The sequence below is a fragment of the Marinobacter sp. M3C genome (genome assembly GCF_023311895.1).
GTDB lineage: Bacteria > Pseudomonadota > Gammaproteobacteria > Pseudomonadales > Oleiphilaceae > Marinobacter.
In genome coordinates, this window is the sequence record NZ_CP092284.1 from 4,199,502 (window position 1) to 4,221,825 (window position 22,324).

Annotated in this window: 20 protein-coding genes; 6 read left to right on the forward strand and 14 right to left on the reverse strand. The window is 54.3% G+C overall.

The annotated features are described in order from the left end of the window. Positions 1-58: 58 nt before the first annotated feature. The gene (locus tag MIH18_RS19750; RefSeq protein WP_249013302.1) at positions 59-1,855 is read left to right on the forward strand and encodes an acyl-CoA dehydrogenase C-terminal domain-containing protein; all 1,797 of its coding nucleotides are present in this window, start codon (positions 59-61) and stop codon (positions 1,853-1,855) included. A gap of 100 nt (positions 1,856-1,955) precedes the next feature. On the opposite strand, the gene MIH18_RS19755 is transcribed toward MIH18_RS19750, so the two are convergent. From MIH18_RS19755 to leuS, 4 genes are all read right to left on the reverse strand, one after another. Continuing rightward, the gene (locus MIH18_RS19755; RefSeq protein ID WP_249013303.1) at positions 1,956-2,219 is read right to left on the reverse strand and encodes a hypothetical protein; all 264 of its coding nucleotides are present in this window, start codon (positions 2,217-2,219) and stop codon (positions 1,956-1,958) included. 109 nt (positions 2,220-2,328) lie between these two features. Beyond that, positions 2,329-3,333, reverse strand: a complete 1,005-nt coding sequence (gene holA / locus MIH18_RS19760) for a DNA polymerase III subunit delta (RefSeq protein WP_249005607.1) — start codon at positions 3,331-3,333, stop codon at positions 2,329-2,331. Continuing rightward, positions 3,330-3,968: an LPS assembly lipoprotein LptE gene (gene lptE, locus MIH18_RS19765; RefSeq protein WP_249005606.1), complete on the reverse strand. Its 639-nt coding sequence runs from the start codon at positions 3,966-3,968 to the stop codon at positions 3,330-3,332. Before lptE ends, holA begins: the two co-directional genes overlap by 4 nt. A 1-nt stretch (position 3,969) precedes the next feature. Then, entirely contained in the window at positions 3,970-6,558 is a 2,589-nt protein-coding gene (leuS, locus tag MIH18_RS19770; protein ID WP_249014654.1) for a leucine--tRNA ligase, read from the reverse strand. Between the two features lie 240 nt (positions 6,559-6,798). On the opposite strand from leuS, the gene MIH18_RS19775 reads away from it, so the two are divergent. After that, positions 6,799-7,347: a zinc ribbon-containing protein gene (locus MIH18_RS19775; protein ID WP_249005605.1), complete on the forward strand. Its 549-nt coding sequence runs from the start codon at positions 6,799-6,801 to the stop codon at positions 7,345-7,347. A gap of 9 nt (positions 7,348-7,356) precedes the next feature. On the opposite strand, the gene lnt is transcribed toward MIH18_RS19775, so the two are convergent. The 5 genes from lnt to miaB form a co-directional block, all read right to left on the reverse strand. Next, positions 7,357-8,919: an apolipoprotein N-acyltransferase gene (gene lnt, locus MIH18_RS19780; RefSeq protein ID WP_249005604.1), complete on the reverse strand. Its 1,563-nt coding sequence runs from the start codon at positions 8,917-8,919 to the stop codon at positions 7,357-7,359. Beyond that, on the reverse strand, positions 8,920-9,771 hold the full coding sequence (locus MIH18_RS19785) for a transporter associated domain-containing protein (protein ID WP_249013304.1): 852 nt from the start codon (positions 9,769-9,771) through the stop codon (positions 8,920-8,922). Continuing rightward, positions 9,768-10,244 carry an rRNA maturation RNase YbeY gene (gene ybeY, locus MIH18_RS19790; RefSeq protein WP_249013305.1) on the reverse strand — a complete coding sequence of 159 codons (477 nt, stop codon included), beginning with the start codon at positions 10,242-10,244 and terminating at the stop codon, positions 9,768-9,770. Before ybeY ends, MIH18_RS19785 begins: the two co-directional genes overlap by 4 nt. Beyond that, positions 10,241-11,236, reverse strand: coding sequence for a PhoH family protein (locus tag MIH18_RS19795; RefSeq protein WP_249013306.1), 996 nt, complete (start codon positions 11,234-11,236; stop codon positions 10,241-10,243). Before MIH18_RS19795 ends, ybeY begins: the two co-directional genes overlap by 4 nt. 77 nt (positions 11,237-11,313) lie before the next feature. Further along, positions 11,314-12,660, reverse strand: coding sequence for a tRNA (N6-isopentenyl adenosine(37)-C2)-methylthiotransferase MiaB (gene miaB, locus MIH18_RS19800; protein ID WP_249013307.1), 1,347 nt, complete (start codon positions 12,658-12,660; stop codon positions 11,314-11,316). Positions 12,661-12,911: 251 nt separating this feature from the next. Between miaB and MIH18_RS19805 the strand changes: the two genes are divergently transcribed. From MIH18_RS19805 to MIH18_RS19815, 3 genes are read left to right on the forward strand one after another with little or no spacing between them, the layout of a single operon-like run. Next, the gene (locus MIH18_RS19805) at positions 12,912-13,529 is read left to right on the forward strand and encodes a LemA family protein (RefSeq protein ID WP_249013308.1); all 618 of its coding nucleotides are present in this window, start codon (positions 12,912-12,914) and stop codon (positions 13,527-13,529) included. Then, the gene (locus tag MIH18_RS19810) at positions 13,530-14,303 is read left to right on the forward strand and encodes a TPM domain-containing protein (RefSeq protein WP_249013309.1); all 774 of its coding nucleotides are present in this window, start codon (positions 13,530-13,532) and stop codon (positions 14,301-14,303) included. Between the two features lie 54 nt (positions 14,304-14,357). Then, complete coding sequence (locus tag MIH18_RS19815; RefSeq protein WP_249013310.1) at positions 14,358-14,975, forward strand: TPM domain-containing protein; 618 nt, start codon at positions 14,358-14,360, stop codon at positions 14,973-14,975. Between the two features lie 198 nt (positions 14,976-15,173). On the opposite strand, the gene MIH18_RS19820 is transcribed toward MIH18_RS19815, so the two are convergent. From MIH18_RS19820 to MIH18_RS19835, 4 genes are all read right to left on the reverse strand, one after another. After that, entirely contained in the window at positions 15,174-16,802 is a 1,629-nt protein-coding gene (locus tag MIH18_RS19820) for an NAD(P)/FAD-dependent oxidoreductase (protein ID WP_249013311.1), read from the reverse strand. Then, the gene (locus MIH18_RS19825; RefSeq protein ID WP_249005595.1) at positions 16,799-17,077 is read right to left on the reverse strand and encodes a hypothetical protein; all 279 of its coding nucleotides are present in this window, start codon (positions 17,075-17,077) and stop codon (positions 16,799-16,801) included. Before MIH18_RS19825 ends, MIH18_RS19820 begins: the two co-directional genes overlap by 4 nt. A gap of 244 nt (positions 17,078-17,321) precedes the next feature. Next, positions 17,322-18,347, reverse strand: coding sequence for a nucleoid-associated protein (locus tag MIH18_RS19830; RefSeq protein WP_249005594.1), 1,026 nt, complete (start codon positions 18,345-18,347; stop codon positions 17,322-17,324). 99 nt (positions 18,348-18,446) lie between these two features. After that, positions 18,447-18,854, reverse strand: coding sequence for a PilZ domain-containing protein (locus MIH18_RS19835; RefSeq protein ID WP_249005593.1), 408 nt, complete (start codon positions 18,852-18,854; stop codon positions 18,447-18,449). Between the two features lie 238 nt (positions 18,855-19,092). On the opposite strand from MIH18_RS19835, the gene rimO reads away from it, so the two are divergent. After that, positions 19,093-20,436: a 30S ribosomal protein S12 methylthiotransferase RimO gene (gene rimO / locus MIH18_RS19840; protein ID WP_249005592.1), complete on the forward strand. Its 1,344-nt coding sequence runs from the start codon at positions 19,093-19,095 to the stop codon at positions 20,434-20,436. Between the two features lie 79 nt (positions 20,437-20,515). Here rimO and oadA read toward each other — a convergent pair whose 3' ends face one another. Further along, positions 20,516-22,321, reverse strand: coding sequence for a sodium-extruding oxaloacetate decarboxylase subunit alpha (gene oadA / locus MIH18_RS19845; RefSeq protein ID WP_249005591.1), 1,806 nt, complete (start codon positions 22,319-22,321; stop codon positions 20,516-20,518). Positions 22,322-22,324 lie beyond the last annotated feature (3 nt).

Genomic DNA, 22,324 nt, shown 5'->3' on the forward strand with positions numbered 1-22,324 from the left:
TTTTCCATCGGACCGCGTCCTGACCAGACAGACTGTTACTGAATGTTGGAGAGTGTTAATGGCCGATTATCAGGCACCCTTACGTGAAATGCGTTTTGTTTTGAATGAAGTGTTCGATGCCCCCTCACTATGGGCGTCGCTGCCAAAAGTGGCAGAAAATGTAGACCCGGAAACCGCCGACGCCATTTTGGAAGAAGCCGGTAAAATCACCAGTGGTGTGCTGGCACCGCTGAACCGCGAAGGCGATGAGCAGGGCTGCAAATGGACGGCCGAGGGTGTCACTAGCCCGGAAGGTTTCAAAGAAGCCTACCAGACCATCGTTGACGGCGGCTGGAACGGCTTGGGTGGTAACCCGGAACAGGGTGGCATGGGCATGCCAAAAACTCTGGTGTCCCAGTTTGAGGAAATGCTGCAGGGCGCCAACATGGCGTTCGGTCTGGCGCCTATGCTTACCGCCGGTGCTTGCCTGGCGCTCGATGCTCACGGCAGCGATGAACTGAAAGAAAAGTATCTGCCAAATATGTACTCCGGTGTGTGGAGTGGTGCGATGGATTTGACCGAGCCCCACGCCGGCACCGATCTCGGCATTATCCGCACCAAAGCCGAGCCCAACGATGACGGCTCCTTCGCCGTCACCGGCACCAAGATCTTCATCACTTGGGGCGAGCACGACATGGCGGAGAACATTGTTCACCTGGTGCTGGCCAAGCTTCCGGGCGCGCCTAAAGGCCCCAAGGGCATTTCCATGTTCCTGGTGCCAAAGTTTCTGGTGAAAGACGACGGCTCCCTGGGTGATCGCAACCCGGTAACCTGTGGCTCCATCGAAAAGAAAATGGGTATCAAAGGTTCAGCTACCTGCGTAATGAACTACGATGCCGCCAAGGGCTGGCTGGTGGGGGAAGAAAATAAAGGCCTGAACGCCATGTTCACTATGATGAACTATGAGCGCCTGGGCGTTGGAGTACAGGGCTTGGGCGCGGCTGAAGCGTCACTGCAGAGTGCCCGTGAATACGCCAAAGATCGTATTCAAAGCCGCGCACCCACCGGAGCAAAGCAGCCAGAAAAAGCCGCTGACCCGATTCTGGTGCACCCGGACGTTCGCCGCATGCTGCTGACCATGAAAGGCTATGTGGAAGGCGGTCGTGCTTTTTCTACTTACGTCGCGCAGTGGCTGGATATCGCCAAATACGCCGACGACAGCGAGCAGGATCGCCGTACCCACGCTGAGGGCATGGTGTCTTTGCTGACTCCGGTGGCCAAGGCTTTCTTGACCGATCGTGGCCTGGACGTCTGCATTATTGGTCAACAGGTATTGGGTGGCCATGGCTTTATCCGCGAATGGGGTCAGGAGCAGCTAGTACGGGATTGCCGCATTACCCAGATTTACGAAGGCACCAATGGCATTCAGGCGCTGGACCTGATGGGCCGAAAGGTTGTGGGCAGCCAGGGCAAGCTTTACGAACTGTTCGCCCAGGACGTAGCGGCGTTCGTTGAGGAAAACAGTGACGAACAAAGCCTGCGCCCGTATCTGGAGCCATTGGCAGCAGCTCTTGAACGCCTGTCAGACGTAACCGAGCACGTGATCAATCAGGCATCAGAAACCGCTGATGCTGTAGGCGCAGCCTCGGTGGATTATCTGGACTTGTTTGGCCTGACCGCGCTGGCTTATATGTGGGCCCGTATGGTGAAGGCGGCCGCAGCGAAAGCCGAGGGTGACACCTCTGGTTTCTACACTGGCAAGCTGAAAACGGCGCGCTTCTATTATGATCGCCTGTTGCCAAAGACCGTGTCGCTGGCGGAAGGCATTCGCAGTGGCAGTGATTCGATGATGGCGTTAACGGCTGAAGAGTTTTGATAAGAGAATTCTGATCAGTTTTTATCGACGTTGAACGAAAAAGCAGGCTATCGAGCCTGCTTTTTTCATGGGTGATCTGACGGTTAGAATCTGTCAGGTGTCACTTGATCTTGTCGCGAATGTTCTTATAACCCTTCTTCAGATCTTCACCAATAATCTGCACCGTTAACAACGCTTCGGTGGAAACCTCGGTGGCGTCATCCAGTGCGTGATCGAACTTGCCTTTGAATCGGTCCCACTCCTGTTCCAAATTATCAAACTCGTCTTTGACATCTTGACGTGCCAGATGGAGCTGTACGCGTGCTTCGTCGCGGTGTTGTCTGATTTTTTCCGGCAGCGTTTTTAGTTCTTCCTGACGTCCCATGTTTCACTCCTCCTTGCATTGATGATGACTAAACAATGCGCCGGATGGTGGGAAGTTTCAAGCGTCTGATGCACTGCCGCGAGCCTGTATAGAGCCGATTTGATTTACGTCAGGATCTGCTGGCAAGCAACGCGGACATGTCTCTTAAATAGTGCCAGGGGCCTAGTGGATCGAAGCCTTTGGCGGCGCGGTCCACTTCGCTGCACAGGTGAATGGCGTTATTCAGTTGTGAACGGTTCAGGCGCTTTGCCGCCTGCTCCAGGGCCTTTGCCCGCTGTGGCTGGAAGACTCCGCGTTTTTTGAAAAAAGCCGCAGGCGCGGTGTTTTGCCCGGGGGCTTTCAGTTCCAGCAGCAGGTGAATGTCCCGCGTTAGCACGGTGAGCAAGCCAAGCGGGTTTTCGCCTTCCTGTTGTAATATGCCGATCATTTTGCAGGCGTGTGACGCATTTCCCGTTAGCAGTTCGCTGACCAGTTCAAAGCCGTTAAAACGCGAGCTGTCCTGCACAGCCTGTTCCACCAGGCCTTCGTCAATAGTTGCGCCCTTGCTGAATAGCTCCAGGCGCTCCAGTTCCTGGCTGGCGGCCAGCAGATTGCCTTCCAGCCGCTCCGCCAGTATTGCCAAAGCGTCGCGGGTTAGAGTCAGACCGCGACTGGCGGCGCGCTGTTGTAACCAGCCGGGAAACTTGTCAGCGTCTACCGGCCATACCGGCACGTGCAGGCCTTTGCCTTGTAGGTCTTTGTACCATTTACGGCGGGTTTCAGCCGCATCCAGACGAGCGCTGATCAGCAGTAACACAATGTCGTCGGCAGGTTGCGCCAGTATCCGTTCCATCACGGCGCGGCCGTCACCTAGCTTACCTGTTGGTAAGTGGACTTCGATGCGGCGTTTTTCGGCGAACAACGACATGGCGCTGAATTCATCGGCCACGATGTTCCAGTCAAAATGGTTGTCGGCGTGAAAGGTTAGCCGGTCAGCAAAGCCTTGGTCGCGGGCGACTTTACGAATCTGATCGCAGCATTCCTGCACCAGAAGCGGTTCGTCACCAGATATCAGGTACACCGGCGCCAGGCCTTTCTTAAGGCTTTGGGGCAGTTGCGCCGGTGTAGTTTTCATGGGGCTGAAGTAGGCGCCTTGGCCGCCGGTTCTGTTCCCGCTTCGGAGCTTTCCACAGAGTTACCGGTAGCCTCCCGATAGTGTTCGCGAAGGGCATCAATACGCGCTTGGGTCAGGGGTGCCAGCCGGAAAATAATTTGCTGGGCCAGTCTCTCTTGCAGCTGTTTTTGTAAGGTCTGTTCTTCCCGCTGCTTGGCCAGCACGTTGGTTTCATCATAGCGATAGCTTTCGTTGGCATTCAGGCGGGTGTCTACAATCAAGGGCACCTTATCGCGACTGATCAGGTTGATGCTAACCGACTGGCGCAGGGTGTATTCGGCCGCTCCTGCGTTAATCGTAATGGCACTGGCGCGGCGGTCTGCGGTGTACTGGCCGATCGCAAGTATGTAGTTGGCGGCGTTGGCTTCACGAACATCCACGTCGCCCAGAGTCAGCTGTTGACGAACCGACTGGCACAGGTCTATGGGTACATCACTGGCGCACTGCAAAGCCAATGGTTGTAGTGCAGCAGAAACCGGCGCCGCACCGCGAAGCTGAAAACCGCAGCCGCTGGTCGTTGCCAACAGACCAAGGGTTAGAAAAAGGCTGCGCGCCAAGGCCGGTGTCCGTTTTGATACAGGCTGCTGTTGGGTCATATCAGTTAGCCACCACGTTAACCAGTTTGCCGGGCACAACAATTACCTTGCGCACGGTGCTGCCTTCGGTGAAGCGCGCTACGTTGTCGTTTTGCAGGGCCAGCGTCTCCAGGTCGGCTTTGCTGATGTCTGCCGGCACTTCTACCTTGGATCGCACTTTACCGTTCACCTGTAGCACAATCTGTATTTCACTGCGCACCATGGCGCTCTCGTCTGCCACCGGCCAGCGTGCATCGACCACCGGCTCGTTGTGGCCGAGCGATTGCCACAGGCTGTGGCAGACGTGGGGCACAATCGGCGACAACATCATTACTGCGGTTTCCAGGGCTTCCTGGCGGACGGCGCGGGTCTGAGGTTCGCTGTCGTTGAGCTTGCTGACTTCGTTCAGCAGCTCCATCACCGCTGCGATGGCGGTGTTGAAGGTCAGCCGGCGGCTGATGTCGTCGCTGACCTTGGCAATGGTTTCGTGAGCTTTGCGGCGCAGGTTCTTCTGGTTATCATTCAGCGCCGAGGCGTCTATAGCAGGCACTGTGTCGGCGCTAGTAACTTGTTCATTCACCAGGCGCCACAGGCGCTTAAGAAAACGGTGGGCGCCTTCAACACCGCTGTCTGACCACTCCAGAGACTGCTCGGGGGGTGCTGCGAACATCATAAAGAGGCGTACGGTATCGGCGCCGTGGGCGTCGATGATCGATTGCGGGTCAATGCCGTTGTTTTTCGACTTTGACATCTTGGTAACGCCACCGGCCTGCACCGGCTGGCCGTCGTCTTTATGCACGTAGCCTGTCACCTGGCCTTTATCATCGCGTTCGGCGATCACGTCGGTGGGTGGAATCCAAACGATGCCGCCTTTGGCGTTTTCGCGGGAATAGGTTTCTGCCAGCACCATGCCCTGGGTCAGCAGTTGCTTGAACGGCTCGGAGCTGGTGACCAGGCCCACGTCGCGCAGCAGCTTGTGGAAGAAGCGAGCGTACAGCAGGTGCAATATGGCGTGTTCAATGCCTCCAATGTACTGGTCTACCGGCAGCCAGTAGTTGGCGGCGGCCGGGTCTAGCATGCCTTTGTCGTAGTTGGGGCTGCAGAAGCGGGCGTAGTACCACGATGACTCCATGAACGTGTCAAAGGTGTCGGTTTCGCGGGTGGCAGGTTGGCCCTCAAAAGTGGTTTTGGCCCACTCTGGATCCGCTTTAATCGGGGACTGCACGCCGGTCATTTCGACGTCTTCGGGCAACAATACCGGAAGCTGATCGTCTGGAACCGGGCGTTGGGTACCGTCTTCCAGAGTCATCATCGGAATCGGCGCGCCCCAGTAGCGCTGGCGCGATACGCCCCAGTCACGTAGGCGATAGTTTATGGTGCGTTTGCCAATACCCGTGTGTTCCAGATAGTCGGCGATGGCACCGAAGGCTTCATCGCTGGTCATGCCACTGTATTTGCCAGACGACACCAGAACGCCTTTTTCGGTGAAGGCTTTTTCTTGCACGTCTATATCAGGTTTGTCGCTGGCGGAGATTACCTGTTTGATCGGCAGGCGGTACTTCAAGGCAAATTCGTGGTCGCGCTCATCGTGGCCGGGAACGGCCATCAGAGCGCCGGTGCCATAGTCTGTCAGTACAAAGTTGGCAATCCATACCGGAATGTGTTCCTGGGTCAGCGGGTGCACTACCTTGAAACCGGTATCAATGCCTTTTTTCTCCATGGTCGCCATGTCGGCTTCCGCGGTTTTGCTGTTGCGGCACTCATCTACAAAACGGGCAACGTCTGGATGGCGCTCGGCAGAAGCTTTGGCTAATGAATGCTCGGCGGCGATCGCCATGTAGGTCACGCCCATTAGAGTGTCCGGGCGGGTGGTATAAACCGTCAGGCCTTCGTCGCTGCCTTTTAAAGGAAAGGTGAGTTCGGTACCTACGGATTTGCCGATCCAGTTACGCTGCATGGTTTTGACCTGTTCCGGCCAGCCATCCATATCGTCCATGTCGTTCAGCAGTTGTTCGGCATAATCGGTAATGCGGATAAACCACTGGGGTATGGCCTTCTTTTCCACCAGCGCGCCGGAGCGCCAGCCGCGGCCATCAACAACTTGTTCGTTAGCCAGAACGGTCTGATCGACCGGGTCCCAGTTTACAGTGGCCATCTTTTTGTACACTAGGCCTTTTTCATACAGGCGGGCAAAGAACCACTGTTCCCAGCGGTAGTAATCCGGCTTGCAGGTGGCCAGTTCGCGGCTCCAGTCGTAACCGAAGCCCAGCTGTTTGAGTTGGTTCTTCATGTATTCAATATTGGAATAAGTCCACTTGGCGGGCGCAGTCTTGTTGGCAATGGCGGCGTTTTCCGCAGGCAGGCCAAAGGCGTCCCAGCCCATAGGCTGCATGACGTTTTTGCCCAGCATGCGCTGGTAGCGGGAGATTACGTCGCCGATGGTGTAGTTGCGAACGTGGCCCATGTGCAGCTTGCCGCTGGGGTAGGGGAACATGGACAGGCAGTAGTACTTTGGCTTGCCCGGTTCTTCTTTCACCGTAAACGTGTTGTTATCGGCCCAGAAATCGCGGGCGGTCTGTTCTACGTCACGGGGATTGTATTGCTCGTCCATACCTGCCATTACCCAAGTTACCCTGTATCAATATGATGTTCGCAGCGGGCGGTTATTCTAACGCACACGGGCGGTAACAGGTAGTCTGCCGGAGTTTTGCGCCCTCCGTAGTTACGATGGTGTCGCGTTTGGGCGTATCGCAGTCATTGTGGGATGCGCGCCAACTTCAATAATGTGTGCCATGATTAGATTAACCAATGATCAGCCACCCAAAGCTGGCAAAACCACAAGGAAACGCTCATGACCGAACCCGAACGTAATCAGCTATCTGGAAAAGCCCTTGAGGCCTACGACCGTATGCTTGAACAGGTGCAGAGCCGCTTGCGTAAGGTGCAGGAAACCTCGATGAAAACCCTGGAAGAGGAGATCGACAAAGCGATCGAAGCCGAGCAGGAACTGCAGGAGATGACCCGTGATGAGCTGAGCTTGTTGGGTGCTTATTTGCAGCGGGACTTGGAGCATCTGCTGGATTTTGTGGGAGAGACCGGGGAAGGCCTGGCGGAATGGCTGCAGTTGGATTTATCGCTGCTGGAGCAGCGGCTGACCGAGCGCCTGCTGTCGGTTGCTGATCAAACGATGGTGGATACATTGGCACTGCGCCAGAAGCTGGAAAGCCATAAGGCTGGGCAGTATATCTCCGGTGAAGTGGCTACCGCCGGCATGTTCCGCTGTTTGAACTGCGAGCACATGCTATGCCTGACTTCTACCAGCCATCTGCAACCCTGTGAGGCCTGCGGGTCGCACTATTACGAGCGGGTGACCAGTCGCTGGCCAATTAAGACAAGTTGATTTGTTGCCCTAGAGCTTCGGTATAACCCGCTCGCGGACAAACACGATCAGGATGAGCGCAAATGTCAGTACCGGCCAGGATGACGTAATCATGTAGGGCGTGCTGCCGCTGGCGCGGTAGACCTCGCCGGCCATAACCGCACGTTCGAACTGCGGAATGCGTTCGGTTATCTGGCCTTTATTGTCGATAATCGCGGTTACGCCGTTGTTGGTGCCGCGCAGCATGTAACGGCCGGTTTCCAAGGCTCGCATTCGGGCCAGTTGCAGGTGCTGTAACGGCCCGATGGAATCACCAAACCAGCCGTCGTTGCTGATGGTCAGCAGCAGATCGGTGTTCACCGCGTTACGCGCCAGAAAATCCGGATAGGCCACTTCGTAGCAGATGAACGGCATTATCCGCAGCCCGTTTGCAGTCAGAGCAGATTGGTTTTTCGGGCCTGGCGTGAAGTTGGACATGGGCAAATCAAAAAAACCGATCAGCCCCCGCAGATATTTCTCCAGCGGCACGTACTCGCCAAAAGGCACCAGTTTCTGTTTGTGATAAATACCTTCACCGGCGCCTATTGCGGTAATGCTGTTGTGGTAGGTGAATCCCTCCAGGCGCTCGCTGAAGCCGTACCAGGGTATGCCGGTAATCAGCGTGCTGTTGTCGCCCAGGCGCTCGTTAATATGGTCAATGATTTTGCCGGCCTTATCCTGGGGGATAGGAATAGCGGTTTCTGGCCATAAAATGATATCGGTGTTCCAGTGGTCTTCGGTCATGCCCAGATACGCCACAATCTGGTCTTTCAGAAACTCAGGATCCCACTTGATCTGCTGGGGGATATTGCCCTGCATGGCGGCCACCGATGTGGGTTCCTGTGCCAGGGTCGTCCAGTCTGTGCGGTTCAGGGCAGGGGCGACCAGCCAAGGCAATAGCCCAGCGACCACCACGGTAGCGGCCAAGGTATGTCGCGCTTGCAGTATTAGCCAAAGCGCGCCATAGGCGGCAACGGCGGTGGTTATTATGGCGAGAGTAACCAGATGCACTCCGCCTATGGGCGCCAACCCGGCCAGCGGACCGTCGGTGTGCGCGGTGCCCAAATACAGCCATGGAAAGCCTGTGAGCACCCATCCCCGCAGCCAGTCGCCCAAAAGCCAGATAGCCGGGAATAGCAACAGCCGGCGCACCGCACTAAAACGCGCGAGCTTGCCCCAGAACCAGAACACCAGGCCATGGAACAGCGCCAGGCCAGCCACAAACAGCGCGGTCAGAGCAATGGCGATCCATTGACCGGTGTTGCCGTACTCGCTAATGCTGACGTACACCCAGCTGGCGCCGCTGGCGAATAACCCCAAACCGGTAAGCCAACCGGCGCGGAAGAGCTGGCCGGACGCCAGAGGCACGCACACCAACAGAATCAGCAATATGGAAACAGGGCCCAGCCACCATAAATAGTAAGGCGCAAAGGTCAGGGTTTGCAGCCCGCCGGCAATCAACAGCAGTACGGCTCCTAGCCAGCGGTTGGCTGACAGGGAGCGGGTGACGGCAGAGGGGATGCTGGCGGGGTGTTGGTTGCTAATGTTATTCACTTACAACTCACTGCGGATAACCTGTAATAAGCGAATAACACGGTTGTCGGCGTTGGCAATGGTAAAACGCAAGCCACCGAATTCAACCGCTTCACCGCGCCTTGGCAGGTGTCCGAATTCCTTGAGAACCAGGCCGCCAATGGTGTCGAATTCTTCTTCGTCGAAACTGGCACTGAAAGCTTCGTTAAAGTCATCAATGGGGGTAACGGCCTTCACCGCCCAGCTACCATCGCCGTGGGCTTTGATGTGGGTTTCTTCGTCGAAGTCGTGCTCGTCTTCGATCTCGCCCACAATCTGCTCCAGAACGTCCTCAATGGTGACCAGACCGGCGGTACCGCCGTACTCGTCGACCACCATCGCCATATGGTTACGATTTTCTTTAAATTCCTTAAGCAGCTGGTTCAAGCGCTTGCTCTCGGGCACAAAATTAGGCGGTCGCAGAATTTCGCGAATATGATTCCAATCCAGCTCGCCATCCATCGCCAGTGGCAACAGGTCTTTGGCCAGCAGCACGCCAATGACGTCATCCGGGTTGTCGCCAATCACCGGAAAACGGCTGTGGGCGGAAGAGATGATTTCGCCCAGGAATTCACGGGGATCCTGGTTGGCTTTCACCGTAATCATTTGCGAGCGGGGAATCATGATTTCTTCAACGCGCATGTCCAGAACCTGCATCGCACCTTCGATGATGCTCATGGCATCGGTGTCAATGATTTCCTGGGCTTCGGCATCGCGCAGAATTTCCAGCACGTCTTCTACGGATTCTGGCCCGCTAGAAAAGGCCTGTGATATACGCTCCAGCCAAGATTTGTTATTGCTACCCTGGCTGCGACTCGAGTGATCATCGCTCATGAGTCTTTTTCGGTTACCTCTGCGTGGTCGTAAGGATTGGCAATGCCGATCTGCGACAGCAGACGTATTTCGAGGTCTTCCATTTCCTCTGCCTCGTTATCGTCGATGTGGTCGTAGCTCTGCAGATGCAGCATGCCGTGAATAACCATGTGCGCCCAATGGGCGTGAGTGTCTTTGTACTGCTCCCGGGCTTCTTGTGCAACTACTGGGGCACAAATAACCAGATCACCCGCTAATGGGATGTTTATACCGGCAGGTGCTTCAAATGGAAAAGATAAGACATTCGTCGGTTTGTCTTTTCCGCGGTATTGACAATTCAGTGCCTGCATTTCAGATTCATTCACGATACGAATGGTCACTTCGGTTGGCTCATCGCCTAGCCAGGCCAACTGCGACCATTGCAGCAGTAGGTCTTCTGGCGGGATGTTCGCCGCGTCGCTGGCTAACTGTAAGTCCAGTGTGACGATGTTCACTGCTCGTTGCCGTCGTTGCGATCGTTGCCATCGTTAATAGCACCGTAGGCTTCAACGATACGCTGAACCAGCGGGTGGCGAACCACGTCTTTGGATTCAAAATGAATAAAACTTATCCCGGCAACGTTATTGAGTACCGTAGCTGCGTGAATTAGTCCTGAGTTCTGTCCGCGGGGCAGGTCAATTTGAGTGGTGTCCCCGGTAATCACCGCGGTCGAACCAAAGCCGATGCGGGTCAGGAACATCTTCATCTGCTCGCGAGTGGTGTTCTGGCTTTCGTCCAGAATGATGAACGAGTTGTTCAGTGTGCGCCCGCGCATGAACGCCAGCGGTGCAATCTCGATCACGCTTTTTTCAATCAGACGCGTTACGTGTTCAAAACCCAGCATCTCGTAGAGAGCGTCGTACAGCGGGCGCAGATATGGGTCGACCTTCTGCGCCAGGTCGCCGGGCAGGAAACCGAGTTTTTCACCGGCTTCTACCGCCGGGCGCACCAGCAGAATGCGTTTAACTTGCTCGTCTTTTAATGCTTCCACCGCACAGGCCACTGCTAGCCAGGTTTTACCCGTACCCGCTGGCCCAATGCCAAAGTTTATGTCGTGGGTGCGAATATTGTGTACATATCGTTGCTGGTTGGCACCACGGGGTTTGGCGGTGAGCTTCGGGGTTTTGATAATGGTTACGGCACCGTCAAACGGTACCTCTTCGGGCAACCGTTCAAACCCGGTTTCACGAATATACAGATGCACGGTGTCTGGCGTCAGATCCTCGGTCGCTTCTGTTTCCCGATACATATGCCGCACGACCTCAGTGGCGGCTGCCACATTTTCGGTCGCACCCTGAACGCGAAAGTGATGCCCGCGGCGGCTGATCGAAACCTGAAGGCGACGCTCAACCTGTTTCAGGTTTTCATCAAACTGGCCACAAAGGGTCGTTAAACGGCGCTGATCAATCGGGTACAAATCAAATTGTCTGGAATCGTTGGTGTCCAAGTTTTCTCCGTTTTACTCCCGTGGTTCTTTTAGGGAGCATTTTTGATTTTGCTGATATCGGTGATGGGTGAATTCTCTTAGTACAATTCAGAATCCACCGGCAAACCACGCAAGGAATTCGAATAAGCCTCTACAATCTCAACATCTATAAAATGCCCGATAGCCGCTGAATTCTCATGGCGGAAATTGACGATGCGGTTATTTTCCGTGCGCCCCGAAAACTCGCCCGGATCCTTTTTGGAAAGACCTGTCACCAAAATGCGCTGCGTGGTGCCTACCATCTTGCGGCTGATATCCATAACCGTTTGGTTGATACGATCCTGCAGAATTTTCAGACGCTGCTTCTTCACCGCCATCTCCGTATCATCCGGCAAATCTGACGCCGGAGTGCCGGGGCGGGCGCTGTAAACGAAGCTGAACGACATGTCGAAGCCAATGTCGTTGATGAGTTTCATAGTGTCTTCAAAATCTTTCTCGGTTTCACCGGGGAAACCAATGATGAAGTCCGAAGAAAAACTAATATCTGGACGGATTTTGCGCAGGCGGCGAAGTTTGGATTTGTATTCGAGTGCGGTATGGCCGCGCTTCATGGCCGAGAGTATGCGATCAGAGCCACTTTGCACCGGTAAGTGCAGGTGGCTAACCAGTTCCGGTACTTGCTCGTACACATCAATCAACGCATCGGTGAACTCCACCGGGTGCGAGGTGGTGTAGCGAATGCGGTCGATGCCATCAATGGTGGCAATCAGCGTGATCAGCTCCGCCAAATCCATCACATCGCCATCGTGGGTGTCGCCGCGGTAGGCGTTTACGTTCTGGCCCAAAAGGTTAATCTCTCGCACGTTCTGTGAGGCCAAATGCGCCACTTCCGCAATCACATCGTCAGCCGGCCGGCTGACCTCTTCGCCGCGGGTGTAGGGCACCACGCAAAATGTGCAGTACTTGCTGCAGCCTTCCATAATCGACACAAACGCAGACGGGCCATTGGCGCCGGGTTCTGGCAGATTGTCGAATTTTTCAATTTCCGGGAAGCTGACGTCGACCACGCCGACGCCGTTACCCTTCACTCTCACCTCGGCAATCATGTCCGGCAAGCGGTGCAAGGTTTGCGGGCCGAAGACCATATCTACAAAGGGCGCACGGTCAATAATCGCCTGGCCTTCCTGACTGGCCACGCAACCGCCAACGCCAATGATCAGCCCCGGTTTGTTCTTTTTCAGATTTTTCCAGCGACCCAGTTGATGAAACACCTTTTCCTGGGCTTTTTCACGAATGGAGCAGGTATTCAGCAATAGAATATCAGCGTCTTCCGGGCTGTCGGTCATTTCAACCGCTTCACCGACTTTTAACAGATCAGCCATGCGGGATGAATCGTATTCGTTCATCTGGCAGCCGTGGGTTTTGATGAATAACTTTTTGGCCATGGGTCTCAACGCAACTGGATGTATTGGGTGCCCGCAGTCAGGATTTTCGGGCGAGAAACTTTCGGAAACATTCTGAAAAGAGCAAATGCGCAGTATAACGGGGCGATCATTCCGCAACCAGCGTTGTCTCGGTAATCTGCAAGAATCACAGAAACCGCCTGGCTGTTTTGAAATGGCTGAATGTGAGATCCTCTTTGACATTCGCGGCCCCAGCTTGAGCGCCTCGTCCATCTCCGGAGACTCCCGATACTATGCAAACAAGGCCAACTGATACACCTATACGCTCAGTGTGGCAACTGACGGCCCTGCTGATGCTGGCGCTCCTGCTAACCGGCTGCGGCATTAACAACATTCCCACCTATGACGAAAACGTTAAGGCTGCCTGGTCACAAGTTGAAAATCAGTATCAGCGCCGGGCCGATCTGATACCTAACCTGGTGGAAACGGTCAAAGGTTTTGCTGCCCAGGAAAAAGAGACCTTAACGGCCGTTATCGAGGCACGTTCCAAGGCAACCTCCATTCAGGTGGATGAAAGCATTCTGAACAATCCCGAGAAATTCCAACAATTTCAACAAGCGCAGGGCGAGCTTAGCAGCGCATTGAGTCGATTGATGGTTGTGTCCGAACGTTACCCGGACTTGAAATCCAACCAGAACTTTCTCGCGTTGCAATCGCAGCTCGAAGGGACCGAAAACCGGATAGCCGTGGCCCGGCGCGACTTTATTCAGTCGGTCGAACGTTTCAACACCGAAATTCGCACCTTCCCCGGAAAAATCTGGCACAGCATTCTTTATAGCGATTTGGAACAGCGTGAAAACTTCAAAGCGACTGCAGAAAACGCCGAAGAAGCACCCAAGGTCACGTTTTAAATGCTGTTTCCTTCTCGATATTCTTTGTCCTGTTCCGTTGCGGCCTTGCTTGCCTTGATCGTTTTTCCGGTGACAGCTGCGCTGGCTCAATCCGCGCCGGTATTCCCGGAGCTGAGTGGTCGGGTAGTGGACAAGGCCGAAATACTGAGCCCATCCACCGAATCCCAGATCACCCAGATGCTCCAGGCCCACGAACAGGGAACCACGGAACAGGTTGTCGTGGTCACACTGCCTGATCTACAAGGCTACGCCATAGAAGACTATGGCTATCAGCTGGGCCGGCATTGGGGCATCGGTCAGAAAGGCGATGATAATGGTGCGCTGCTTATTGTTGCCCAGCAGGAACGCAAAATTCGGATTGAAGTGGGCTATGGCCTGGAGGGGCGCCTTACCGATGCGGCCTCAGCCACCATTATTAATCAAATCATGACGCCTGCGTTCAAGCAGGGGCAGTTTGAGCAGGGTATTCTCAACGGTGCCGCCGCCATCGTGCAAGTTCTGGGTGGCGAACCACTGGCATTGCCGAGCCAGACTGTCGGAGGCCAGGAAAAGCCGAAACTTTCCCTGGTGTCGCTATTTTTCATGATTATTTTGGCTGTTATTTATTTCATTGGTGGCGGCCGTGGGCGTGGCGGACGCGGTGGCGCAGCTTTATTAGGTGGAGCGCTCTTAGGTTCCAGCATGGGCGGCCGTGGAGGCGGCGGTTTCGGCGGTGGTGGCTTTGGCGGCGGGGGCGGTGGCTTCGGTGGCGGAGGTGCATCCGGTGGCTGGTAAAAACACGGTAAACATCACCAAGACCGCCCTCAAACCCTTTACAAGCGATACCCCATGACATTATTAACCAAGCAAGAACAGGAACAGGTCGCGGCCGCCATCAGCGCCGTTGAGCAGGAAACAGACGCGGAGATAGTCACCGTGCTGACGGCACAAGCCGATAACTACGCCTATATTCCGCTCCTCTGGGCGGGGCTGATTGCGCTTGTGGTACCTGGCATCGTCAATTACTTTGCCGGCTGGCTGACAGCAGACACGTTGCTGCTTGGCCAGTGGGGCGTGTTTATCGTGCTCAGTCTTATATTCAGGTTACCTGGCATAAATAGGCGACTGATCCCCCGCTCCGTGCGCTACTGGCGAGCTTCGAACCTGGCCCGGCGCCAGTTTTTGGAACAGAACCTGCATCACACAGCGGGCGCCACGGGCATGCTAATTTTCGTTTCTGAAGCCGAGCGCTACGTCGAGATTCTGGTGGACGAGGGCATTTCCAGCAAAATAGACAACAGCGCTTGGGACGCCATCATTGCGGACTTCACCGAGCAGGTGAAAAAAGGCAAAACCCTACACGGTTTTATCACCTGCATCGAAGCCTGCGGCACACATCTGAAAACCCAACTGCCAGCCACCCATCAGAAAAATGAACTGCCAAATCACCTGGTGATATTGTCTTGAGAGAGCTCTGGCGAGAAGGTTAAGCACCCATAAAAAAAGCAAGGCGACAGTTCAATGCTACCTCGGCCACGGGGTGGGGGGAGTCTTTTCTGGCAGGAAAAAGGTGTCTGAGCGCAGCGAGTTCTTTTTCCATAAGAAAAGATTTCCCCCGCCGCGGGGCCAGTCCCAGTTTCCCGCAAAATAAACCTGCTCAGTCTTTCAAGCGAATTTTGACGCAGACTCTTGATGCCCGCTGTTAATGCTAAGCGCCATAGCCTCGGCAATTTTAATGCCGTCTATGGCCGCCGACAGAATGCCACCGGCATAACCCGCGCCTTCACCCGCCGGGTACAACCCGTGAGTATTGATGCTTTGAAAATCCTTGCCCCGCTTGATACAAATAGGCGCAGACGTTCGGGTTTCTACACCGGTCAATAGCGCATCTTCCAAAGCAAAACCTTTAATCTTTCTGTTGAAAACCGGAATAGCCTCGCGGATAGCCTCGATGCAAAAATCAGGCAGAGCTTTCGACAAGTCGGTCAGTTTGATGCCGGGCTGGAAAGAGGGCACTACACTGCCGACCGTCTCTGAGGACGTTCCTTTTAAAAAGTTACCCACTTTCTGCGCCGGCGCATCGTAGTTGGAACCACCTAACACGTAGGCATTACGTTCGAGTGCTCGCTGGAAATCGATCCCTGCCAGTGGATTGCCCGGGTAATCTGACGGGTCAATACCCACCACAATCGCGCTGTTGGCATTACGCTCGGCACGGGAGTACTGGCTCATACCATTGGTCACCACGCCATGCTCTTCCGATGCGGCGGCAACCACAGTGCCACCCGGGCACATACAAAAACTGTACACAGAGCGGCCACTTTTACAGTGATGAACCAGTTTATAGTCGGCGGCACCCAGAATCGGGTTGCCCACATTTTTGCCAAAACGCGCCTTATCAATGACAGATTGCGGGTGCTCGATGCGGAAGCCAACAGAAAACGGCTTGGCTTCGATATACACATTGTTATCGTAGAGCATCTGGAAAGTATCGCGGGCACTGTGGCCAATCGCGAGTGCGATGTGTCTGGAATTGATCACTTCGCCATCGGCTAATACCACACCGGTAATCTGGCCGTTGTCGATCTGGACATCGTCAACGCGGGCGCTGAACCGTATTTCGCCGCCCAGCTCAATGATTTTCGCACGCATATGCTCAACCATGGTGACCAGCCGAAAAGTGCCAATGTGCGGCTTGCTGACAAACATGATCTCGTCCGGCGCCCCAGATGCCACAAACTCGGTTAATACCTTACGACCGTAGTGATTCGGGTCTTTCACCTGGCTGTACAGCTTACCGTCAGAGAAGGTTCCGGCACCGCCTTCCCCAAACTGCACATTGGATTCGGTATTAAGGATTTTCTTGCGCCAAAAACCAAAGGTGTCTTTCGTACGCTCACGCACCTCTTTGCCGCGATCCAGAATAATGGGCTTATAGCCCATCTGCGCCAACACCAATCCGGCCAACAAACCACAGGGCCCAAAACCGATAACAACCGGGCGTTCCTGTAAATCTGCCGGCGCGTTCGCTACGAACTGATAGCTCATATCCGGAGTTTCTTTGACCAACTGATGGTCAGCAAACTTCTCGATCAGGAATTCGTTTTGTGTCGTCTCAACATCGAGCGTGTAAATAAGCACGATATTGGTTTTTTTACGGGCATCGTATCCGCGCTTATGCACGTGCACGCTAACCAGATCCTCGGCCATGATTGATAAACGATCCAATACAGCGCTGGTCATCGCCTGATCATCGTGATCAAGCGCCAGTTGAATATTCGTCAGCCGTATCATTTTGAAACACCCTCAACTTCCATCACCGTTCTAACGTCAGATCGCTCAATAATCTTCACCAGAGTCGATTGAATCGCCTCGTCTTTCCGTGCGTCGGTATCGCTCGAAAATGCCTGCTTCTGAGGCTCTGCGTTCTCCTCCGCAACAAATGAAACCACCACTTTTGTCGCAGATCCTGGTGTTTCACCAAAGTATTCCAACGAAATCAACGGATAGCCATCAAAGCCTTTCTTGACCAGCTTCGCGATCCGCTTCTTTGCCTTATCAATATTCATAATAAAAGCCCGCTGATAAACAGCTCAAAAAACAAGTATAAGTGAAACAGGCCAATTCCCTAAAAAAGATAAAAGTCGATCCGACCAGTTTTAAAATTTATGGGGTCGTAACTACAAAGTTAAGTCGGTAGCGGGGTGGGGGAAGTCTTTTCTGGCAGGAAAAAGGTGTCTGAGCGCAGCGAGTTCTTTTTCCATAAGAAAAGATTTCCCCCACCCCGTGGCCAGTCACCCAAGCTCAGCTAATTCACCCCTCGCGAGTATCAAGATAACGCTGCAACTGCTCCCGCAAAACCTTAGGCAAACGAGTAATCGTCAAAGAATCCTTGTCGCGGTCATAATAAACCGCCTGATTCATCAAATCCGAAGAAAATGACACGCTCATACCACCGCCCGATCCCCCAATCCGCACCAGCTTCTTCACCTTACGATGATCCGGATGCAACACGCCGCTCTCCGGCAATTCCGCCGTTTTACTGGCAAACTCGCGAAAACGCTCAGGCTGGTCCTCATCCAGATAACCCGATAAGGCCTCGATGGCCACCGGCTCCCCCAGAGCGTGCTGCTCCTTGCAGAACTCATAAGCGCGGCTGCGCACTCCGCCGGCTTTATCCGGCTGCTCGTTTTTCGCGAAAGCTTCCACCGCGTCCAGAAACGTCATCGTCTCTTTTTCCACATCCACCTGATTGGTAAAACCGCACAGACGAATAAACAGCTCACCCGGCTCAGCGGTGCCGCGGGCGTGTACCAGCGTCAGATAATTGCTGTCGCTGCTGCCACCGCCATCACGCTGCCAGTCGGTAAGCTCGATCCGCAGTGCCAGGTTCAACCGTGAAAGGCTGAGAATGTCGGTGGCGTCTAACGCCTGGTTGCCATCAAATCGCATGGCGCTGTCTGCTTCTATAACAAGCAAGTACGCAACCTCTGTATCCGCCAGGGCCTCGTGCACCAGCATCAAATGGCCGTGATGCTCTTCCTGACAGCCGCTGAGAAGCTCCTGCCATTGATCGAACAATCTGCTGCTCATGGCCGCAAAACCCTGTTTGCCTTCCAGATAATCTTTTATCCAACTACTGAAAGGGCTTTCGCCAATATCGTCAGAAAAACGACCAAACTTCTTTCCGGGTTTGGCGTTGAACAAACGCTTCATCTGTTTGTGCAGGGCTTCGTAATCGCCACCGGGCTCTTCCAGAGCTTCGCCGCTGCGCAAGCGTGCGGGTTGCCCCGGCTGATATTGGCTGGCGAAGGCAGTGCGAAGATGTTTGATAGCCATGAAGTAGCAGATTCCTGATTGATGAACGAATAAGGGCGGGCCTGATAGCAGCTCAGGCAGCTAAGCATTGTAATGGTTTTGGCGGGGAGTTCGGGACTTTCAGACAGATTTGCCACATTTATTCAGAAGACTGCGTACATACAGATCAACACATGCGGACCCACCGCCTTCAAATTCTTCAAATTGGATGCCAACCTGAAATTGGTTCTGTGCGATTCGTCGAAAATGCACAATATTACCCGCGGCGACAATGATCGGCTGTGCCGGTTGTAAGGGCACTGAAAAATGGGCTTTCACCGGCATGCGGTTTCCCGGTGCCAGCGCGCGGTTACCCTGAGTTAACTGATCAGCCGTTAATAGATCGCACGATATCATCACACCTGTGCGCGACAGGTTTGTAGTTGTGCAGTTGCACTGACAACCGTCGGGTCTTTCAATAACGATTTTGGCCGCAACGTAAACTCGTTGTTGATCGCGTAGATTCGGTTGTGTAGACGTAAGTTTCATAGGCAGCGGTCGGACTCAATATGTCTGATTATTATGTGGTTGGAATTTTTTTATTTTACAGTGTGGCAGATTATTCGATTTTTTCCGGATGAATGTTCACAAATTTTCATTTGGAATGATCCATTGTTGATGAAACAGGTTTCGGCTTTTACTGTAGCGGCGCGCTCGACTGGTGTAAAATATCGCTCTCCATTCATTTGCGTGCTTACGCCCGGCGCCAGGAATTACGAACCGCTTTATGATAGAAAAAACTGAAAACACGCAAACCAGTAACGGTAAAGTTGGCTTTATTAGCCTGGGTTGCCCCAAGGCTCTGGTAGATTCCGAGCGTATTCTGACCCAGCTAAGGTTGGATGGGTATGATGTAGTACCAACCTATAAAGACGCCGATATTGTAGTGGTGAACACCTGCGGCTTTATTGATGCGGCAAAACAGGAATCTCTGGACGCTATTGGCGAAGCCATAAATGAAAATGGCAAAGTCATCGTGACCGGTTGTATGGGCGTGGAAGCAGACAAAATCCGTAAAACCCATCCCGGGGTGCTGGCTGTATCCGGCCCCCATGCGTATGAAGAAGTGGTCGGTGCGGTACATCAGTTTGTGCCGCCCACCCGCAAGCACGACCCGTTCACCGATCTGGTGCCGCCCCAGGGTATCAAACTGACGCCGCGGCATTACGCCTACCTCAAAATCTCCGAGGGCTGCAACCACCGCTGCACCTTCTGCATAATTCCGTCTATGCGCGGCGATCTGGTCAGCCGGCCCATTGGCGATGTGATGGACGAAGCCCAGCGGTTGGTCGACGCTGGCGTTAAAGAATTATTGGTTATTTCCCAAGACACCTCGGCTTACGGTGTAGACACCAAATTCCGCACCGGTTTCTGGCAGGGCCGCCCGATTAAAACCAAAATGCAGTCGCTGTGCGAAGCATTGGGTGAAATGGGCGTTTGGGTACGGCTGCACTATGTGTACCCGTATCCCCATGTGGACGACATTATTCCGTTAATGGCGGAAGGGAAAATCCTGCCGTATCTGGATATTCCGTTCCAGCACGCCAGCCCGAAAGTGCTGAAAGCCATGAAACGACCGGCCCACGACAGCAAAACCCTGGACCGCATTCGTAAATGGCGTGAAATCTGCCCGGAACTCACCATTCGTTCTACCTTCATAGTGGGCTTTCCCGGTGAAACCGAAGAAGATTTTCAATACCTGTTGGACTGGCTGGACCAGGCGCAACTAGACCGCGTGGGCGCGTTCACCTACAGCGCGGTTGAGGGAGCCAAGGCTAACGAGATCGAAGGCGCCGTACCAGAAGATGTCAAAGAAGAACGCTTGGAGCGGTTTATGACCAAGCAAGCCGAAATTTCAGCCGCCCGTTTGCAGGCGAAAATTGGTACAACAATTGACGTGCTGATTGACGAAGTAGACGAAGAAGGCGCCATCGGGCGGTCAAAAGCCGACGCGCCAGAGATTGATGGCATGGTGTATCTGAATGACGCCACGGGATTGGTGCCTGGGCAGATTGTTCAGGCGGTGGTTGAGCACGCTGACGAGCATGACCTTTGGGCGACTTTGGTCTGATCGTCTATTGAAACCAAAAAAGCCGCCTCTGATCTCAGGGGCGGCTTTTTGCTTTTATTCAAACCAAATCTTGCGCCGATCAGACAATGTCGATCAGCATTTCACCCGGGGTTACCCGGTCGCCTTTCGTTATGTAAATTGCCGCGATTTTGCCGTCAATATCAGCGTGCACTTCGGTTTCCATCTTCATCGCTTCGGTGATCAGTACGGCTTGGCCGGCACTCACCGTATCGCCCTCTTTCACCAGAACCTCGACTACATTGCCGGGCATGGCGGTGCTGACGTGGCCGGGCATGGATGCCTTTTTTCGGCCGCTGCTGCTTTGTGCCACATAGTCGTTGAGGGATTCAAAGACCACCTCTTCCGGCATTCCGTCGAGCGAAAGGTATAGCTTGCGCTTGCCCACACCGGATTCGCCGGAGCCGGTAACCGCCACTTCGTAGCTTTCACCGTGCACTTCAATGCGGAATTCAGTGGCAACACCGGTAACCAGGCGATCACGGGATCTTGTTTCTGGTGGCAACAGGGCCTCCGGCACCAGTGTGCCGTCTTTGCGTTGTTGCAGGAATTCGCGGCCAAGGTCAGGGAACATGGCGAAGGTGAGTACGTCTTCCTCGTTCAGGGCCAGTTCGCCAATGTCTTTGCGCAGCTTGTCCATTTCGGGTCTTATATGGTCGGCCGGACGGCCTTCGTCAACGGTTTCATTGCCTATGGCTTTTTTACGTACGTCGGCGTTCACCGGCGCTGGCGGCCGGCCGTAACCACCCTGCAGGTAACGCTTTACTTCGTTGGTGATGGTTTTATAGCGCTGGCCGGCCAGTACGTTATACACCGCCTGAGTGCCCACAATCTGCGAGGTGGGCGTAACCAGCGGCGGAAAACCAAGGTCTTCCCGTACCCGCGGAATTTCGTCGAACACTTCGCGGATACGGTCCAGCGCATTCTGTTCTTTGAGCTGGTTGGCCAGGTTGGACATCATGCCGCCGGGCACCTGATTAATCTGAACCGATACGTCTTCGCGGGTGAACTCGCTTTCGAACTGCTGGTATTTTTTGCGTACTTCGCGGAAGTAATCGGCGATTTCGCTCAGCAGATTCAAATCCAGGCCGGTGTCGTAAGCGGTGCCTTTCAGCGCGGCCACTTGGGATTCGGTCGCCGGATGACTGGTGCCCGAGGCGAACGAAGAAATGGCCGTATCCATGCGGTCCACGCCGGCTTCAATGGCTTTGAGCTGGCATAAAGGCGCCAAGCCAGAGGTGGAGTGGCTATGAATCACCAATGGCAGGTCGACTTCCGCCTTGATGGCTTTGACCAGGTCGTAGGTGCCGTAAGGCGTCAACAGTCCCGCCATATCCTTGATGGCAATGGAGTCGGCACCCATGGCCTGCATGTTTTTGGCTTGCTGTACAAACAGTTCTGCAGTGTGCACCGGGCTGGTGGTGAAGCAGATGGTGCCTTGGGCGTGCTTGCCGGCTTTTTTCACCGCTTTCATAGCGACTTCAATGTTGCGCAAATCGTTTAGCGCATCAAAAATCCGAAATACGTCGACGCCGTTGTCCGCGGCTTTTTGCACAAAGGCTTCCACCACGTCGTCTGCGTAGTGGCGATAGCCCAGCAGATTCTGGCCCCGCAGCAGCATTTGCAGGCGCGTGTTGGGCAGTGCTTCCCTCAGCTGGCGTAGGCGCTCCCAAGGGTCTTCTTTCAGAAAACGCACGCAGGCGTCAAAGGTGGCGCCGCCCCAGACTTCCAGCGACCAATAGCCTACCTGGTCCAACTTGCCGCAGATGGGCAGCATGTCTTCTGTACGCATGCGGGTGGCAATCAGCGACTGGTGCGCGTCACGCAGAATCAGGTCGGTGACTTCAATTCGTTTTGCCTGGCTCATGAT

Bases quoted from the DNA above. Each gene is read 5' to 3' on its own strand.
- MIH18_RS19750 (WP_249013302.1), top strand. From the start codon at position 59: ATGGCCGATTATCAGGCACCCTTACGTGAAATGCGTTTTGTTTTGAAT.
- MIH18_RS19755 (WP_249013303.1), bottom strand. From the start codon at position 2,219: ATGGGACGTCAGGAAGAACTAAAAACGCTGCCGGAAAAAATCAGACAA.
- holA (WP_249005607.1), bottom strand. From the start codon at position 3,333: ATGAAAACTACACCGGCGCAACTGCCCCAAAGCCTTAAGAAAGGCCTG.
- lptE (WP_249005606.1), bottom strand. From the start codon at position 3,968: ATGACCCAACAGCAGCCTGTATCAAAACGGACACCGGCCTTGGCGCGC.
- leuS (WP_249014654.1), bottom strand. From the start codon at position 6,558: ATGGACGAGCAATACAATCCCCGTGACGTAGAACAGACCGCCCGCGAT.
- MIH18_RS19775 (WP_249005605.1), top strand. From the start codon at position 6,799: ATGACCGAACCCGAACGTAATCAGCTATCTGGAAAAGCCCTTGAGGCC.
- MIH18_RS19785 (WP_249013304.1), bottom strand. From the start codon at position 9,771: ATGAGCGATGATCACTCGAGTCGCAGCCAGGGTAGCAATAACAAATCT.
- miaB (WP_249013307.1), bottom strand. From the start codon at position 12,660: ATGGCCAAAAAGTTATTCATCAAAACCCACGGCTGCCAGATGAACGAA.
- MIH18_RS19805 (WP_249013308.1), top strand. From the start codon at position 12,912: ATGCAAACAAGGCCAACTGATACACCTATACGCTCAGTGTGGCAACTG.
- MIH18_RS19810 (WP_249013309.1), top strand. From the start codon at position 13,530: ATGCTGTTTCCTTCTCGATATTCTTTGTCCTGTTCCGTTGCGGCCTTG.
- MIH18_RS19815 (WP_249013310.1), top strand. From the start codon at position 14,358: ATGACATTATTAACCAAGCAAGAACAGGAACAGGTCGCGGCCGCCATC.
- MIH18_RS19820 (WP_249013311.1), bottom strand. From the start codon at position 16,802: ATGATACGGCTGACGAATATTCAACTGGCGCTTGATCACGATGATCAG.
- MIH18_RS19825 (WP_249005595.1), bottom strand. From the start codon at position 17,077: ATGAATATTGATAAGGCAAAGAAGCGGATCGCGAAGCTGGTCAAGAAA.
- MIH18_RS19830 (WP_249005594.1), bottom strand. From the start codon at position 18,347: ATGGCTATCAAACATCTTCGCACTGCCTTCGCCAGCCAATATCAGCCG.
- MIH18_RS19835 (WP_249005593.1), bottom strand. From the start codon at position 18,854: ATGAAACTTACGTCTACACAACCGAATCTACGCGATCAACAACGAGTT.
- rimO (WP_249005592.1), top strand. From the start codon at position 19,093: ATGATAGAAAAAACTGAAAACACGCAAACCAGTAACGGTAAAGTTGGC.
- oadA (WP_249005591.1), bottom strand. From the start codon at position 22,321: ATGAGCCAGGCAAAACGAATTGAAGTCACCGACCTGATTCTGCGTGAC.